The organism is Georgenia ruanii, assembly GCF_009193175.1.
GTDB classification, from domain to species: domain Bacteria; phylum Actinomycetota; class Actinomycetes; order Actinomycetales; family Actinomycetaceae; genus Georgenia; species Georgenia ruanii.
In genome coordinates, this window is sequence record NZ_VUKE01000003.1 from 207,384 (window position 1) to 222,171 (window position 14,788).

Below are 14,788 nucleotides of genomic sequence, written 5' to 3' on the forward strand. Positions count from 1 at the left end.
GACAACGTACCCCCTGGGGGTATCGAGTTCAAGAGTACCCGGCGGGGGTATGTGTGGGCGGGGACGAAGGTCCTCCGGGCTGCCCGTCCCGGGGGAGCGTGGCTCTCGGTCCGGGGGAATCGGCGCACGTCCGGCTCACCGACGACGCCTACGAGCGGCCCGCCGAGGTGTCGACCGCAGGGCTGGCTCGGGCTGCCCGCCGAGGTGTCGACCGCAGGACTGGCTCGCGCTCGAGACCGCTGGCTCGCGCGCGGACGGGCTGCTTACGCGCCGGACTCGCCGGCGGCGCCGGCAGCGGCCTCGGCCAGCCGGGCGCGGAGCCAGTCCGGGGTGTGCTCCTCGTCCCGGGGGTAGCGCCGGACGTCCTCGGCGAACTCGGCGGCCTCGATCGGCGTGCTCCACTTCGGCTCGTTCGTCGAATCCACGTTCAGCGTCAGCGTGCCGTCGGCCGCGAGGGTGGCCAGGGCGGTGAACCAGGTGCCCTCGCCGGGGTTGTAGCTGACGTGGCGCAGCTGCGAGAGCGCCTGGCCGACGTCGTCGGCCAGGCGGGGGAGGACGACCTCCTTGCCGTCCTGGCCGGTGACGGCGCCGAGGATCTCCCCGCGCGACCCCGCCATCCGGCACAGCACCCGCACCCGGGTCCACCCCGCCGGCAGCCCGGTGGCCAGCCCGCGGGCGACCCGCTCGAGCAGGTCACCGTGGGCGGCCAGCGGGCCGCTGGCGGTCGCTTGGGCCTGGGACGGGGCGGCGCCGCCTGGCGCCGCGCCGTCGCCCGCCGTGGCACCGGCCCCGACGGGGCCACCCGCCGGCCCCGCCGGCCCCACGCCGGCCGCGGCCGCGCCGGCCCCCGTCGCGGTTGCGGCCGCACCCGCCGCGGCCGCCTCGCGGGCGGCACGCGCCTCGGCGAGCTGGCTCTCCTTGGCCCAGGCGTTGGGCACCCGCTGGGTGTAGCGGACGTCGGTGAGCGCGCTAAGCGCCGCGGTGGTCTCGTAGACGCCGGCGTCGATCTTGTCCATGAGCATCCGCTCGGCGGCGTCGGCGTCGTACGCGAGCGAGCTGACCCGGCACATCACCTCGCCGTCGGGACCGGGGCCCTGGTCGACGATGCGCACCGGCAGCCCGTGCCACCGGGCGGTGGCGTGGATCTCGAAGAGCTCGACGTCCGCGGCGGGGACCTGCTTGGCCCACGTGCCGGCGTTCGTGCGGGTGAAGCCGTGCTCCTCCGAGCCCGCGGCCATGGTGACGAGGGTGACCACGGTGGGGGCGCCGTCGTCGTCCGTGCGGACGTCCACCGCGAAGGTGCCGAGGTCGAGCTTGGCCAGCGGACCGACGAACTTCGACGGCGCCAGCGCGTGCAGCTCGTCGCCGGCGAGGTGGTTCTGCCAGCCGAAGGCGACGCCGTGGTAGGTGCCGACCAGCTCGGGCTCCTCCGCGCCGGGGGTGAAGCGCCACAGTCGGGCGCCGGGGGTCAGCCGGGTGTGCTCGAGCCAGGACAGCGGCGCGACGACGTCGCCGGCGGCGGCCAGGCCGGTGCCGGTGAACGGTGGCCGGTCGAGGAACGGCCCGCCGGTGGCGCGCCGGCCCGCCTCGTCCGCGCCGCCGGTGGCCCGGACCAGGTTCGCGGTGGGGGAGGCGGGCAGGTGGAGGATGTCGATGGGGCGGTCCGGGGCGAACGGGGAGCCGGGGAAGCCCAGGCCGTGCAGCTCGAACAGCGCTGCGGTGCTCGTCACGGCGGCGACGTCCGCGGCCGGGACGACGAACCCGGCGACCCGATCCAGCCCGCGCTCGAGGTAGGCGGCGGACATCGGCGGCGTGATCGCCTTCTGCAGCGTGACGGTGCTCATGGTGGGCCTGTCGGTCGGGGACGCGGGGCTGCCTCGACTCTAGGTGGTGCGCGCCACGGCCCGCGCCCCGCCCGGCTGCCAGGCGCGGCCGTGCCCGGCCGATCGGCGCGGTCGTGCCCGGCCGCGCCAGGCGCCCGCGCCGCGGGCGGCCGTCCGGCCCGGCGGCGCGCGCCGCTACCGTGTGCCCATGCGTCTGGGCGTCCTCGACATCGGCTCCAACACCGTCCACCTCCTCGTCGTCGACGCCGTACGGGACGGGCGCCCGGACCCCGCGGCCGACGACCGCAGCACCGTGCGCCTCATGCGCTACCTCGACGACGAGGGCCGCATCGACAACGACGGCGTGGCGGCGCTCTCCGAGGCCGTGCGCAAGGCCGCGAAGGCCGCCAAGCGGCTCGGGGCGGAGGAGCTGATCGGCATCGCCACCTCGGCCATCCGCGAGGCGACCAACGGCCCCGAGGTCCTCGCCCGGCTGGAGGAGATCGCGGGCGTGCCGCTGCAGGTGCTCACCGGCAGCGAGGAGGCCGAGCTGACGTTCCTCGCGGCGCGCCGCTGGCACGGCTGGGCCGCCGGGCGGCTGCTGGTGCTCGACATCGGCGGCGGGTCGCTGGAGATCGCCATGGGCATGGACGAGCTCCCGGACTACGCCGTCTCCGTGCCACTGGGAGCCGGCCGGCTCACGCACGACTTCCTGCGCTCCGACCCGGCCACGGACAAGCAGCTCGACGCCCTGAAGTCCCACATCAAGAAGACGCTGGCGCCGGTGGCCAAGGAGATCCGCAAGCAGGCGGCCCCCGACCACGTGGTCGCGACGTCGAAGACCTTCCGCTCGCTCGCCCGGCTCGCCGGTCAGCGGGTCGAGGTGATCGGCCCCGAGGAACGGCGTCGCATGCAGCTCGCGGACCTGGTGGACTGGACCCCGCGGCTCGCGAAGATCCCGGCGGAGCAGCGCATGGAGCTGCCCGGGATCACGCCGGAGCGCACATACCAGATCGTCGCCGGCGCGATGGTCGCGCAGCGGGCGATGAAGGACCTGGGCATCGAGGAGATCGAGGTGTGCCCCTGGGCGCTGCGCGAGGGGGTGCTGCTGCGCCGGCTGGACGTCCTGACGGACTGAGCGCGTCGAGCGGCGCCGAGTCCCAGGACGGTGTGTCCCACGGGGACGGCGGGATGGGCGTCGCCAGCGGGTGAGGCGCCGTCGTCCCGCGGTCAGGCGGTGGCGTCGTCCTCGCGCGGGTCAGGCGGCGTCGTCGCCCGTCTCGCCGGAGGGGCGGGCGACCCGCATGGCCCGCACGCGGGACACGACGAACCACGCCAGGGCCAGCACGACGAGGACGATGACGACCTTGGTGAAGACCCCGACGTAGTTCTCGACGACGCTCCAGTTCTCCCCGAGGGCGTAGCCGGCCACGATGAGCGCGGTGTTCCACACGAGGGACCCGGCCGCCGTGAGGACGGTGAAGAGCACCAGCGGCATGCGGGTGATGCCCGCGGGGATGGAGATGAGGCTGCGGAAGATGGGGATCATCCGGCCGAGGAAGACGGTGCCCTTGCCGTGCCGGTGGAACCACGCCTCGGTCTTGTCGACGTCCTCGATCTTGACCAGCGGCAGCCAGTTCATGATCGCCCGGGTGCGCTCGCGCCCCAGCAGCGCACCGACGCCGTAGAGCACCCACGCCCCCACCACGGACCCGGCCGTGCACCACACGATCATCTCGACCAGGCCGAGCGAGCCCTGCGACGCGGTGAACCCGGCCAGGGGCAGGATGACCTCGCTGGGCAGCGGCGGGAAGATGTTCTCCAGGGCGATGAGCAGGGCGGCGCCGAGGCCGCCGAGCGCCTCCATGACGCTCACCGCCCAGGCGGCGACGCCGTCGAGGGAGGCGGTGGCGGTGGACGAGGCGCTGGCGAAGATCGGGGTCACGAGCGGCTACGGTACGGCCGATTCCTGGGAATGTCGTGAAGACGGCCTGTGACGCCCGCGGCGCCGGGCCGCCGGAACCGGGCGCCGCGCCGGCGCTGGCGGCGCAGGCTCAGTCGTCCAGGTGGCCCACCAGCTGCTCGGCCAGCCCCGTGTACGTGCCGGGCTCGAGGGCGAGCAGGCGGGCCTCGACGTCGTCGGGAAGGCCGAGTCCGCCGATGAATTCCCGCATCGCCGGTCCGTCGACCTTCTTGCCGCGGGTGAGGTCCTTGAGCCGCTCGTAGGGGTCCTCCATGCCCGTCGCCCCGGCGATCGACGCCGCGCGCATGGCCTGCTGGACCGCCTCGCCGAGCACCTCCCAGTTGGCGTCGAGGTCGCGGGCCAGGGCGGCGCCGTCGACGTCGAGGCCGGCCAGCCCGCGCCGGACGTTGTCGACGGCGAGCAGGGAGTGGCCGAACGCGACGCCGATGTTGCGCTGGGTGGAGGAGTCGGTGAGGTCGCGCTGGAGCCGGGAGGTCACGAGCGTGGCCGCGAGGGTGTCGAGCAGCGCGCAGGAGATCTCGAGGTTGGCCTCGGCGTTCTCGAAGCGGATGGGGTTGACCTTGTGCGGCATGGTCGACGAGCCGGTCGAGCCCTGCGCGGAGAGGCGCTGGTGGAAGTAGCCCAGCGAGATGTAGGTCCACACGTCGGTCGCGAGGTTGTGCAGCACCCGGTTGAAGCGGGCGACGTCGCCGTAGAGCTCGGCCTGCCAGTCGTGCGACTCGATCTGGGTGGTCAGCGGGTTCCACGTCAGGCCCAGGTGCTCGACGAACCCGCGCGACACCGCCTCCCAGTCGGCGCCGGGGACGGAGACGGTGTGCGCGCCGAACGTGCCGGTCGCGCCGTTGATCTTGCCCAGGTACTCGGCGCCCTCGACGCGGCGCAGCTGGCGGCGCAGCCGGTGGGCGAGAACGGCGAGCTCCTTGCCCAGCGTGGTGGGCGTGGCCGGCTGGCCGTGGGTGCGGGCCAGCATCGCCGCGCCGGCGTGCTCCTTGGCGAGGGCGGCGACGTCGTCCGCCATCGCGGAGGCGGCGGGCAGCCAGACGTCCTCGACGGCGCTCTTGACCGTCAGCGCGTAGGAGAGGTTGTTGATGTCCTCGCTTGTGCAGAAGATGTGGACGATCTCGTGCACCTGGGGCAGCACGGTGTCCTCGCCGAGGACGGCCGGGGCGGCGTCCAGGCGGCGCTTGAGGAAGTACTCGACGGCCTTGACGTCGTGGAGGGTCTCGCGCTCGATGGCGGCGAGCTCCTCGAGCTCGTCGCCGGCGCCGAAGACGTCGACGACGTCGCGGAGGTAGCCCTTGTCGCCCTCGCTCAGCCGCGGGGCGCCGGGCAGCACGCCCGCGTCGGTGAGGTGGATGAGCCACTCGACCTCGACGTGCAGGCGGGCCCGGTTGAGGGCGGCCTCGGAGAGGTGGTTGACGAGCGGGGCGACGACCCTGCGGTAGCGCCCGTCCAGCGGGCCGAGGGCGACGGGCGGGGTCACGGTGGCGAGGTCGACGCGCTCAGTCATGCCCGTCATCATTCCAGCCGCGCCGCGCGCGGGGCCGGGCTGTCCATCGCGCCCGGGGTCGGCGTCCGGCGGGCCGTGGAACGCCACAACTGGTGCAGATGAGGCGATCCCGGCGCGGCGAGGCGTCACACCGGTCTCACCAGTACCGGTTGTGGCGTTCTGTGGCTTCCCCGCCGGTGCCCGACCGTGCCGCGCCGCGACCCGGTGCGCGGGCGCGGGGCTGACGCATCCGGGGTGCGCGGGCGCGGGCCTGGCGCCTCCGGGGTGCGCGGGCGCGGGGCCTGGCGCATGCTCGTGCCCCTCGGGAGGGAGCGGCGATGGCCGAGCTGATCGTTGTGCGCCACGGCGAGACCGAGTGGAGCAAGTCCGGCCGCCACACCGGTGTCAGCGACATCCCGTTGACGGCCGAGGGTGAGGACCAGACTCGCCGCCTGCTCGCGGACCTCGGCAACCGCAGCTGGGCCGTCGTCCTGGTCAGCCCGCGCCAGCGCGCCCGGCGCACGGCCGAGCTCGCCGGCATCGCGGAGTACGAGGTGCTCGAGGACCTCGCCGAGTGGGACTACGGCGTGCTCGAGGGGCACACCACCGCCGAGTACGAGGCGCGCCGCACGTCCGTCGGCCTGCCTCGCTGGCAGCTCTTCGCCGACGGGGCGCCGGGCGGGGAGGACGCCGCCGCGGTGGGCGTCCGGGTGGACCGAGTGCTCGAGCGGGCACGCCGGGAGATGGAGGGCGGCGACGTGCTCCTCATCGCCCACAGCCACGTGCTGCGCGTTCTGGCGGCGCGCTGGCTCGAGCTCGACCCGCGGCACGGCTCGGGGTTCCTGCTCGGCGCGGCCCGCCGCGGGGTGCTGACCTACGAGCACTCCCTGCCCGTCATCGGCCACTGGAACGTGCCCCTGTCCGCCTGACGGCGCAGACCGGGAACCCCTTGCCGGGCGCCCAACGCTCCTACCGCGCCGGGCGCGCCGCGGCCGCCGCCTGCGCCGCCGCGGGCAGCGCCTCCAGGATGCGGTTCACCGCGGCGTCGTCGTGCGCCGCGGAGAGGAACCAGGCCTCGAACACGCTGGGCGGCAGGGCGACGCCGGCGTCGAGCATGGCGTGGAAGAACGGCGGGTGGCGGAAGGTGTCCTGCGCCTGGGCGTCGGCGTAGCTGTGCACGCCGTCGCGGGCGGCCGTCTCGCCGAACATCACCGAGAAGAGGTTGCCGGCGCGCTGCACCCGGTGCGGCACGCCCTCGGCGTCCAGGGCCGCGCCCACGGCGTCGCCGATCACCCGGGCCGCCTCGTCCACCCGGGCGTAGACGGCGTCGTCGGCCAGCCGCAGGGTGGCCAGCCCGGCGGCGGTGGCCAGCGGGTTCCCGGAGAGGGTGCCGGCCTGGTAGACGGGCCCGGAGGGGCTGAGCAGGTCCATGAGCGCGGCGCGCCCGCCCAGGCCCGCCAGCGGCATGCCGCCGCCGACCACCTTGCCGAACGCGAACAGGTCCGGGGTGTACGCCTCGGAGCCGGTGGCGCTCACCCCGCCGTCGCGGGCGACGCCGTCGAGCCCCCACCAGCCCGCCGGGCCCACCCGGAAGCCGGTGAGGACCTCGTCGAGGATGAACAGGGCGCGGTGCTCGGTGGTGAGGCGGCGGATCGCGGCGTTGAACCCCGGCCGCGGGGGCACTACGCCCATGTTGGCCGGCGAGGCCTCGGCGATGACCGCGGCGATGTCGTCCCCGCGCTCGGCGAAGACGGCCTCCAGGGCGGCGAGGTCGTTGTAGGGCACGACGATCGTCTCGGCCGCGCTCGCGGCCGTCACCCCGGCCGAGCCGGGCAGGCCGAAGGTGGCGACCCCCGAGCCGGCGTCGGCGAGCAGGGCGTCGACGTGGCCGTGGTAGCACCCGGCGAACTTCACGACGAGGTCGCGGCCGGTGGCGCCGCGGGCCAGGCGCACCGCGGTCATGGTCGCCTCGGTGCCGGTGGAGACGAAGCGGACCTTCTCGGCCGCCGGTACCCGGGCCCGCACCGCCTCGGCGAGCTCGACCTCCGCCACCGTCGGCGCGCCGAAGGACAGCCCGCGCGCGGCGGCCTCCTGCACCGCGGCGACCACCTCGGGCGCGGCGTGGCCGAGCAGCGCCGGGCCCCACGACATGACGAGGTCGACGTACTCGCGCCCCTCGACGTCGGTGACGTAGGGGCCGCGGGCGGAGGCGATGAACCGCGGGTCCCCGCCCACCGAGCCGAACGCGCGCACCGGCGAGTTGACCCCGCCGGGGGTCACGCGGTGGGCGCGCTCGAAGATCTCGTGCATGGTCGAGGTGGTGGTCGTCATCACGGCTCCTTGGGGTGGCGGTGGGCGGAGGCTACCGGGTCGGCACGGCGGGCGCGGTCAGCGCAGCCAGCCGGCGAGCTCGGTGGCCCAGTAGGTGAGCACGAAGTCGGCGCCGGCGCGCTGGATGCTCAGCACCGACTCCTCGATGGCGCGGCGCCGCTCGATCCAGCCGTTCGCGGCGGCGGCCTCGATCATCGCGTACTCGCCGGAGACCTGGTAGGCGGCCACCGGCACGGGGGAGAGCTCGGCGACCTCGGCGAGGACGTCGAGGTAGCTCAGGGCGGGCTTGACCATGACGACGTCGGCGCCCTCGGCCAGGTCCAGGGTGGCCTCGCGCAGGCCCTCGCGGCCGTTCGCCGGGTCCATCTGGTAGGTCTTGCGGTCCCCGCGCAGCTGGGAGTCGACGGCGTCGCGGAAGGGGCCGTAGAACGCCGAGGCGTACTTGGCCGAATAGGCCAGCACCGAGGTGTCGGCGTAGCCGTCGCGCTCGAGGACCTCGCGCACCGCGGCGACCTGGCCGTCCATCATGCCGCTCAGGCCGAGCATGTGGGCCCCGGTGGCCGCCTGGGCCAGCGCCATCTCCTGGTAGCGCACCAGGGTGGCGTCGTTGTCCACCCGGCCGGCGCCGTCGAGCACGCCGCAGTGACCGTGGTCGGTGAACTCGTCGAGGCACAGGTCGGACATGACGACGACGGCGTCCCCGACCTCCTCGACCAGCGCCCGCAGCCCGGCGTTGAGGATCCCGTCCGGCTCGCTGGCGGCCGTGCCGACGGCGTCGCGCGCGGCCGGGACGCCGAAGAGCATGAGCCCGCCGACGCCGGCCTCGGCGGCCTCGATGGCGGCGCGGCGCAGGGAGTCCATTGTGTGCTGGACGACGCCGGGCATGGACGCCAGCGGGGCCGGCTCGGTGAGGCCCTCGCGGACGAACATGGGCAGCACCAGGTCGGCCGGGTGGGTGCGGTGCTCCGCGACGAGGCGGCGCATCGCGGCGGTGGTGCGCAGCCGGCGGGGACGCTCGAGGGGCTGCGGGACGGAGGTGAGCGTGGTCATCGGTGCTCCTGGGACGGTCGGTGGCGGTCGGGGTGCAAGCGGGACGGGCCTGGGGGGCGCGCGAGGTCATCTTCTCGGTGTGACGTCGCGGGACGCCTCACCGGGAAGACGGCACCTCAAGGCGGGGGCGGGGCGGCCAGGGCCTGGGCGACGGCGGCGACCACCCCGGCGGGGGTGGGCTCCGCGGCCACCGCGCGCACCGCGAGCCCCGCCTCGGCCGCGGCCCGGGCGGTGGGGGCGCCGATGGTCACCACGTGCGCCGGCGGCACCCCGTACAGGCCGACCAGCGCCCGGGCGGTGGAGCCGGAGGTGAGGACGACGACGGCGACCTGCCCGGCGGCGAGCCGGGCGGCGACCGCCGGGTCGGGCTCGGGGACGGGCAGGGTCCGGTAGGCGACGACGTCGTCGACGAGCCAGCCCCGCTCGCGCAGGCCGGTGGCCAGCGTGGGGCCGGCGATCTCGGAGTGCGGGAACAGCACGATGCCGCGCCCGTCGGCCGGGGGCCAGGCGGCGACCAGGCCGGCGGCGCTCGACTCGGCCGGGCGCAGGTCGACCGGCACGCCGGCCGCCTCCAGGGCCGCCGCGGTGGCCGGGCCGACGGCGGCCACGCGGGCGCCGCGGGCGAGGTCGGCCAGGCTGGTGCCTAGCGCCGCGGCCCGGGCGAGGAGGACCTCCACCGTCGTCGCGCTGGTCACCGCCAGCCAGGTGTGCGCGCCCTCGCCCAGCGCGCGCAGCGCCTGGTCGAGCTGGTGGGGCGGGTCGACGGCGACGGTGCGCACCAGCTCGGTGCCCAGGGGCACCCCGCCGGCCGCCGCGACCGCGGCGAGCAGCGGGTCGTCGGGGCCGGTGCGCGGCAGGAGCACCGTGGCGCCGCGCAGGTCCGGCGCCGGGCCCCCCACCGGCGTGGCCGTCATGGGCGCGCGTCGGTGCCGTCGGCGCCGTCGAGGACGCCCGGCAGGTCGGGGGCGCCGACGTCGTCGGGGGTGGGCAGGCCCGCGATCGCGGCCGCGCCGGCGTCGAGGAGCTCGACGGCGGTGGCCTCGCCGAGCTCGCGGGCGAGGGAGACGGCCACGTCCTGGCCCAGCGCGTTGCCCGGGTCCTCGGTGGCCTCGCCCAGCCCGGGCAGCTCCACGCCGCCCGTGCGGACCAGGCCCTGGGCGCCGGCCGGGTCGAACGCCCCGCCGCGCAGCTCCAGGCGGGCCGGCGCGGCGGCGGTGGCGGGCACCACGTGGGCCCAGGCGGCCACCGGGGCGGCGCAGCCGGCCTCGAGGGTGGCGAGCAGGGCGCGCTCGGCCACCACGGCCAGGCGGGTGGGCAGGTCGTCGATGGCGCGCAGGGCCTCGCCGAGCGGGCCGGCCAGGTCCGCGGTCCGGCACTCCACGGCCAGCGCGCCCTGCCCGGGCGCGGAGAGTATGACGTCGGGGTCGAGGGTGTCGGTCACCTTCTCGAGCAGGCCCAGGCGGGCGAGGCCGGCCCGGGCGAGGACGACGGCGTCGAGGTCCGTCTCCACCCGCGCCAGGCGGGTGCCGACGTTGCCACGGATGTCCACGACCTCGACGTCGGGCCGGGCCAGGCGCACCTGGGCGGCGCGGCGCGGCGAGCCGGTGCCCACGCGGGCGCCGGCGGGCAGGGTGGCCAGCGTCCAGCCCTCGCGGGCGCACAGCACGTCGCGCTGGTCCTCGCGGACGGGCAGGGCGCCGATGCTCAGCCCGGCGGTGGGGGCGGTGGGCAGGTCCTTGAGGGAGTGCACGGCGACGTCGCACGCGCCGGCGAGCAGGGCCTCGCGCAGGGCGGCGGCGAAGACGCCGGTGCCGCCGAGGCTGGCCAGGGAGGCGGTGGAGCGGTCGCCCTCGGTGCGGATCCGCACGAGCTCGACCTCGCGGCCGGCGGCGAGGGCGAGCGCGTCCGCCACGGCGGACGTCTGGGTGAGGGCGAGCTCGCTGCCCCGGGTTCCGACGCGCAGGGGAGGGGTCGACGTGCTCACCGGATCAGTCTCCCCAGGCCCGCCGGAAATGTCGATTCCGCGTTTGCTGACTGGCTGTCAGATCGGTATCTGACGGGCCGTCAGAAAATACCGGAGCCGCATTTCCCATGGCCGCTGTGCGACATTTTTCCGGCCCCTCGGAAATATGGTGACACGGCGTCACCATCACTGTGAGATTTCCCCCGCGACCGCTTGCGCGTGTGCGACGACGGCGGCGAGCCCGGTTCCGGCCACCCACGCCCCGGTCACCCGCAGGCCGGGCAGGGCGCGGACCCGCTCGCCCAGCCGGGCCACCTGGGCGAGGTGGGCCGGGGTGGACGCGGCCAGCGCGCCGGCGCGCGCCACCACCCGCGCGTCGAGCAGGGACGCCGGGGGGAGGGGGACGCCGAGCAGGGTCGCGGCGTCGCGCAGCGCCAGGGCGGGCTCGACGTCGTCGGTCCGCTCGCCGGGGCGGCCGTAGGACACCCGCAGCACGTGCTCGCCCGGCGCCGTGGCGGCCGCCAGCCAGGCCCACTTCGCGCTGGCGTGGGTGAGGGCCTTGGCCCGCACCGCGGCGGCGCCCGGCGGGACGAGCAGGCCGGAGCCGCGCGGGGCGGCGTCGAGCGCGGTGGCCCGGACCGCGAGGGTGACGTGGGTGATGGCCGAGCCCGCCGGCAGGGCGACGTCGGAGACGTCGACCAGACCGCGCAGCAGGTCCAGCGCGGCGCCGCCGGGGGTGGCGAGGACGACGCGCGGGGCCCGCAGCGTCGCCGGGCCGCCCGGCCCGGTGACGGCGGCCTCCCAGATGGCCGCCTCCGCCCCGTCCGCGCCGGAGCCACCCCGGCTGGCGCCGGCCCGCTCGCCCGCGCCGGGCCCCGGCGCGGCGACCCGGCGCAGCGCGGTGACGCGGCTGCCGGTGCGGACCTCGCCGCCCGCGGCCACCACGGCGTCGCGCAGCGCCCGGGGCAGCCGGAACAGCCCGCCGGTGGTGGTGGCCACCGCGGCGCCGGGCGGGGCGGCGGCGAGCAGCGCGCGCACCGCGGCGGCGAGGGAGCCCTCCCGGGCCAGCGCGGCGCGCAGGCCGGGGGCCACCGAGTCCACCGCGAGGTCGGCCGGGTCGGCGTTGTGGATCCCGCCGGCGACCGGGCGCACCAGCCGGGCGAGGACCGCCTCGCCCATCCGGGCGCGTACGAGCGCCGCCAGGTCGGCGGCGTCGGCGCCCACCTCCGGGCCCAGGTGCGCGTCCTGGGCCGCGCGGGCGGCGCCGTCGGGGCCGATCGCGAGCCGCACGTCGGCGTCGTCGGGGTTGGCGGGGATGCCCAGGAGCGAGCCGGCCGGGATGGGCACGGCGCCGACGGCGTCGCCGTCCTCCGCCCACACCCACGACCGGCCCGCGGGACGCTCGACGGCCAGGCCCAGGCCCTCGGCGAGGGCGAGCACCTCGGGCCGGCGCAGCGCGAACGCCTCCGCCCCCAGGTCGACCTCGTACCCGCCGACCGTGCCGGCGGCGACCAGCCCGCCGACGTCCGCGCCGGCCTCGAGCACCACCGCGCGCAGACCCCGCGCGGCCAGGGCGTGCGCGGCGGTGAGCCCCGCCATGCCGGCGCCGACGACGAGGACGTCCGGCGTGGGGGTCACAGGGAGTGGACCAGCTCGACGACGCGGGTGAGCACGGCGGGGTCGGTGGCCGGCGGGACGCCGTGGCCGAGGTTGACCACGTGCGCCGGCGCGGCGCGGCCGCGTTCGACCACGGCGCGCACGTGCGCCTCGAGCACCTCCCAGGGGGCGGCGAGCAGGGCGGGGTCGATGTTGCCCTGCAGCGGCGTGGTGCCCCCGAGGCGGCGGTTCGCCTCGTCCAGGGGCAGGCGGTAGTCCACGCCGACGACGTCGGCGCCCACGTCGCGCATGGCCACGAGCAGCTCGCTCGTGCCGGTGCCGAAGTGGACCACCGGCACGTCGAGGTCGCGCACCCGCGACAGCGCCCGGGCGCTGAACGGGGCGGCGTGGGTGGCGTAGTCGGCCAGGGACAGGGCGCCGGCCCAGGAGTCGAAGAGCTGGGCCGCGCGGGCCCCGGCGAGCATCTGGGCGCGCAGGAACGCGCCGGTGATGTCCGCCGCCCAGCGCATGAGGTGGCGCCACGCCTCGGGGTCGGCGTGCATCATCGTGCGGGCCGCGAGGTGGTCGCGCGAGGGCCGGCCCTCGACGAGGTAGGCCGCCAGCGTGAAGGGCGCGCCGGCGAAGCCGATGAGCGGGGTGGCGCCGAGCTCGGCGACCGTCAGGCGCACCGCCTCGGTGATGGCGGCGTGGTCGCCGGGACGGTGCTCGACGAGGCGGTCGACGTCGGCGCGGGTGCGCACCGGCTCGGCCACCACCGGGCCCACCCCGGGGACGATCTCGACGTCGACGCCGGCGAGCTTGAGCGGCACGACGATGTCGGAGAAGAAGATCGCGGCGTCCACGCCGTGGCGGCGCACCGGCTGCAGGGTGATCTCGGCGGCGAGCTCGGGGCGCAGGCACGAGTCGAGCATGGCCACGCCCTCGCGGGCGGCCCGGTACTCGGGCAGGGACCGGCCGGCCTGGCGCATGAACCACACCGGCAGCCGGTCGGGGCGGCGTCCGGAATACGCCTCGAGGAGCGGGGACGCGGTGATTTCCGGCACGTTTGGCTCGGGGGCAGCATTTGTCACGAGGGCATTGTGCCTGGCGCTCGGGGAAATGGTTCACTATGGGTGCTGTGGTGCTCCTTCTCCTGACTGCGAATCACCACGACCTGGACCTGGCCGACATCGAGCGGCTCAGCGTCGGCGCACCCGAGGTGGGCCGGCAGGTCGTGGCCGACGGTGCTGCCGTGCGCGGCGCCGTCGTCCTGGCCACCTGCAACCGCTTCGAGGTCTACCTCGACGCCGACGCGGACCCCGAGGAGGCCGCCCGCGCCGCCCGGCACGCGGTGGCCGAGGCCAGCGGCGCGAGCGAGGAGGACGTCGCCCGGCTCATGACCCCCGCCGTCGGCCAGGACGCCGTGCGCCACCTGTTCGAGGTGGCCTCCGGGCTGGACTCCATGGTGGTCGGCGAGCGGGAGATCACCGGGCAGGTGCGCCGGGCGCTGGCCGCCGCCCGCGCCGAGGGGCTGACCTCCCCGCTGCTCGAGGCGACCCTGCAGCACGCCACCCGCACCTCCCGGCAGGTGGCCGTGGCCACCGACCTCGCCCGCGCCGGCCGCTCCGTCGTCGCCGTCGCCCTCGACCTGGCCGGCGCCCGCCTCGCCCACCTGGAGTGCGAGCGCGAGCAGCGCCCCTGGCCCGCCGACGCCCATACCGGCCCGGTGCCGACGGCGAGCTGGTCCGGGCGGCGGGTGCTGCTCGTGGGCACCGGCTCCTACGCCGGTGCGTCGCTGGCCGCGCTGCGCGAGCGGGGCGCGAGCGACGTCGCCGTCTGGTCCGCGTCCGGCCGCGCCCGGGCCTTCGCCGAGTCCCACGGCGTGCGCACCGCCCCGCAGGACCTCGCCGCCGCCCTCGCCGCCGCCGACCTGGTGGTCACCTGCCGCGGCACCGGCACCCCCGTCCTCGACCTCGCCACCGTGCGCGCCGGGCTCGCCGCCCGCCGCGCCGCCGGCGCCGAGGGGCCGGTGGTCTTCGTGGACCTCGCCCTGCGCCACGACGTCGACCCGGCGGTGGCCGGCCTCGACGACGTCGTCCTCGTGGACCTGCCCACCGTGCGCGAGCACGCCCCGGCCGCCACCGCCGGGGAGGTGGCCCGCGCCCGCGACATCGTCGGCGAGGGCATCCGCGCCCTGGCCGACGACACCGCCGAGCGGCAGATGGACGACGCCGTCGTCGCGCTGCGCACCCGGGTGGCCGACGCCGTCGCCGCCGAGCTCGACCGGCTGCCCGCCGAGGGCAGCGTCAGCGCCGAGAAGGCCGCCCAGGCGCTGCGCCGGCTCGCCGCCCGCCTGGTGCACGAGCCGACCGTCCGGGCCCGCGCCGCCGGCCGCGAGGGGCGCGGCGCGGAGCACCTGCGCGCGCTGGAGCAGGTGCTCGGCGTGGCCGTGCCGGCCCCGCAGGACGGGCCCCCGCCGGTGGCGACGCCGGCCTGACCCGCGGCGCCCGCCGCCGCACCTACCCCGCCGCCCGCGAGGCGGTCCCGCACGC

12 protein-coding genes are annotated in these 14,788 nt (G+C 76.8%); 3 read left to right on the forward strand and 9 right to left on the reverse strand.

The features are described 5' to 3' along the window. Positions 1–263 precede the first annotated feature (263 nt). Entirely contained in the window at positions 264–1,844 is a 1,581-nt protein-coding gene (locus GD880_RS05460) for a hypothetical protein (RefSeq protein ID WP_152230603.1), read from the reverse strand. Between the two features lie 187 nt (positions 1,845–2,031). Between GD880_RS05460 and GD880_RS05465 the strand changes: the two genes are divergently transcribed. Further along, positions 2,032–2,961, forward strand: a complete 930-nt coding sequence (locus GD880_RS05465) for a Ppx/GppA phosphatase family protein (protein ID WP_152230604.1) — start codon at positions 2,032–2,034, stop codon at positions 2,959–2,961. A 120-nt stretch (positions 2,962–3,081) separates the two neighbouring features. Here GD880_RS05465 and GD880_RS05470 read toward each other — a convergent pair whose 3' ends face one another. Further along, entirely contained in the window at positions 3,082–3,768 is a 687-nt protein-coding gene (locus GD880_RS05470; protein WP_226909401.1) for a DedA family protein, read from the reverse strand. A 109-nt stretch (positions 3,769–3,877) separates the two neighbouring features. Next, positions 3,878–5,317, reverse strand: a complete 1,440-nt coding sequence (gene purB, locus GD880_RS05475; protein WP_226909402.1) for an adenylosuccinate lyase — start codon at positions 5,315–5,317, stop codon at positions 3,878–3,880. Positions 5,318–5,634: 317 nt separating this feature from the next. On the opposite strand from purB, the gene GD880_RS05485 reads away from it, so the two are divergent. Then, entirely contained in the window at positions 5,635–6,225 is a 591-nt protein-coding gene (locus GD880_RS05485) for a histidine phosphatase family protein (protein WP_152230607.1), read from the forward strand. A gap of 40 nt (positions 6,226–6,265) precedes the next feature. Here GD880_RS05485 and hemL read toward each other — a convergent pair whose 3' ends face one another. The 6 genes from hemL to hemE all read right to left on the reverse strand — a co-directional run bounded on the left by hemL (position 6,266) and on the right by hemE (position 13,327). Continuing rightward, a complete protein-coding gene (gene hemL / locus GD880_RS05490; RefSeq protein ID WP_152230608.1) occupies positions 6,266–7,627 on the reverse strand; it encodes a glutamate-1-semialdehyde 2,1-aminomutase in 1,362 nt (453 codons plus the stop codon). Between the two features lie 57 nt (positions 7,628–7,684). Beyond that, positions 7,685–8,677 (reverse strand): porphobilinogen synthase, encoded by a 993-nt coding sequence (gene hemB, locus GD880_RS05495; protein ID WP_152230609.1) that lies wholly within the window; start codon positions 8,675–8,677, stop codon positions 7,685–7,687. A gap of 116 nt (positions 8,678–8,793) precedes the next feature. Beyond that, positions 8,794–9,591: a uroporphyrinogen-III synthase gene (locus GD880_RS05500; RefSeq protein ID WP_152230610.1), complete on the reverse strand. Its 798-nt coding sequence runs from the start codon at positions 9,589–9,591 to the stop codon at positions 8,794–8,796. Then, on the reverse strand, positions 9,588–10,661 hold the full coding sequence (hemC, locus tag GD880_RS05505) for a hydroxymethylbilane synthase (RefSeq protein WP_152230611.1): 1,074 nt from the start codon (positions 10,659–10,661) through the stop codon (positions 9,588–9,590). The genes GD880_RS05500 and hemC overlap by 4 nt, the downstream gene beginning before the upstream one ends. 165 nt (positions 10,662–10,826) lie before the next feature. Continuing rightward, positions 10,827–12,278, reverse strand: coding sequence for a protoporphyrinogen/coproporphyrinogen oxidase (locus GD880_RS05510; RefSeq protein ID WP_264372270.1), 1,452 nt, complete (start codon positions 12,276–12,278; stop codon positions 10,827–10,829). Further along, a complete protein-coding gene (gene hemE / locus GD880_RS05515; protein ID WP_226909403.1) occupies positions 12,275–13,327 on the reverse strand; it encodes a uroporphyrinogen decarboxylase in 1,053 nt (350 codons plus the stop codon). The genes GD880_RS05510 and hemE overlap by 4 nt, the downstream gene beginning before the upstream one ends. Positions 13,328–13,365: 38 nt before the next feature. Here hemE and GD880_RS05520 point away from each other — a divergent pair, with 38 nt between their 5' ends. Beyond that, positions 13,366–14,733, forward strand: a complete 1,368-nt coding sequence (locus GD880_RS05520; protein WP_152230613.1) for a glutamyl-tRNA reductase — start codon at positions 13,366–13,368, stop codon at positions 14,731–14,733. The last annotated feature ends 55 nt before the right edge of the window (positions 14,734–14,788 follow it).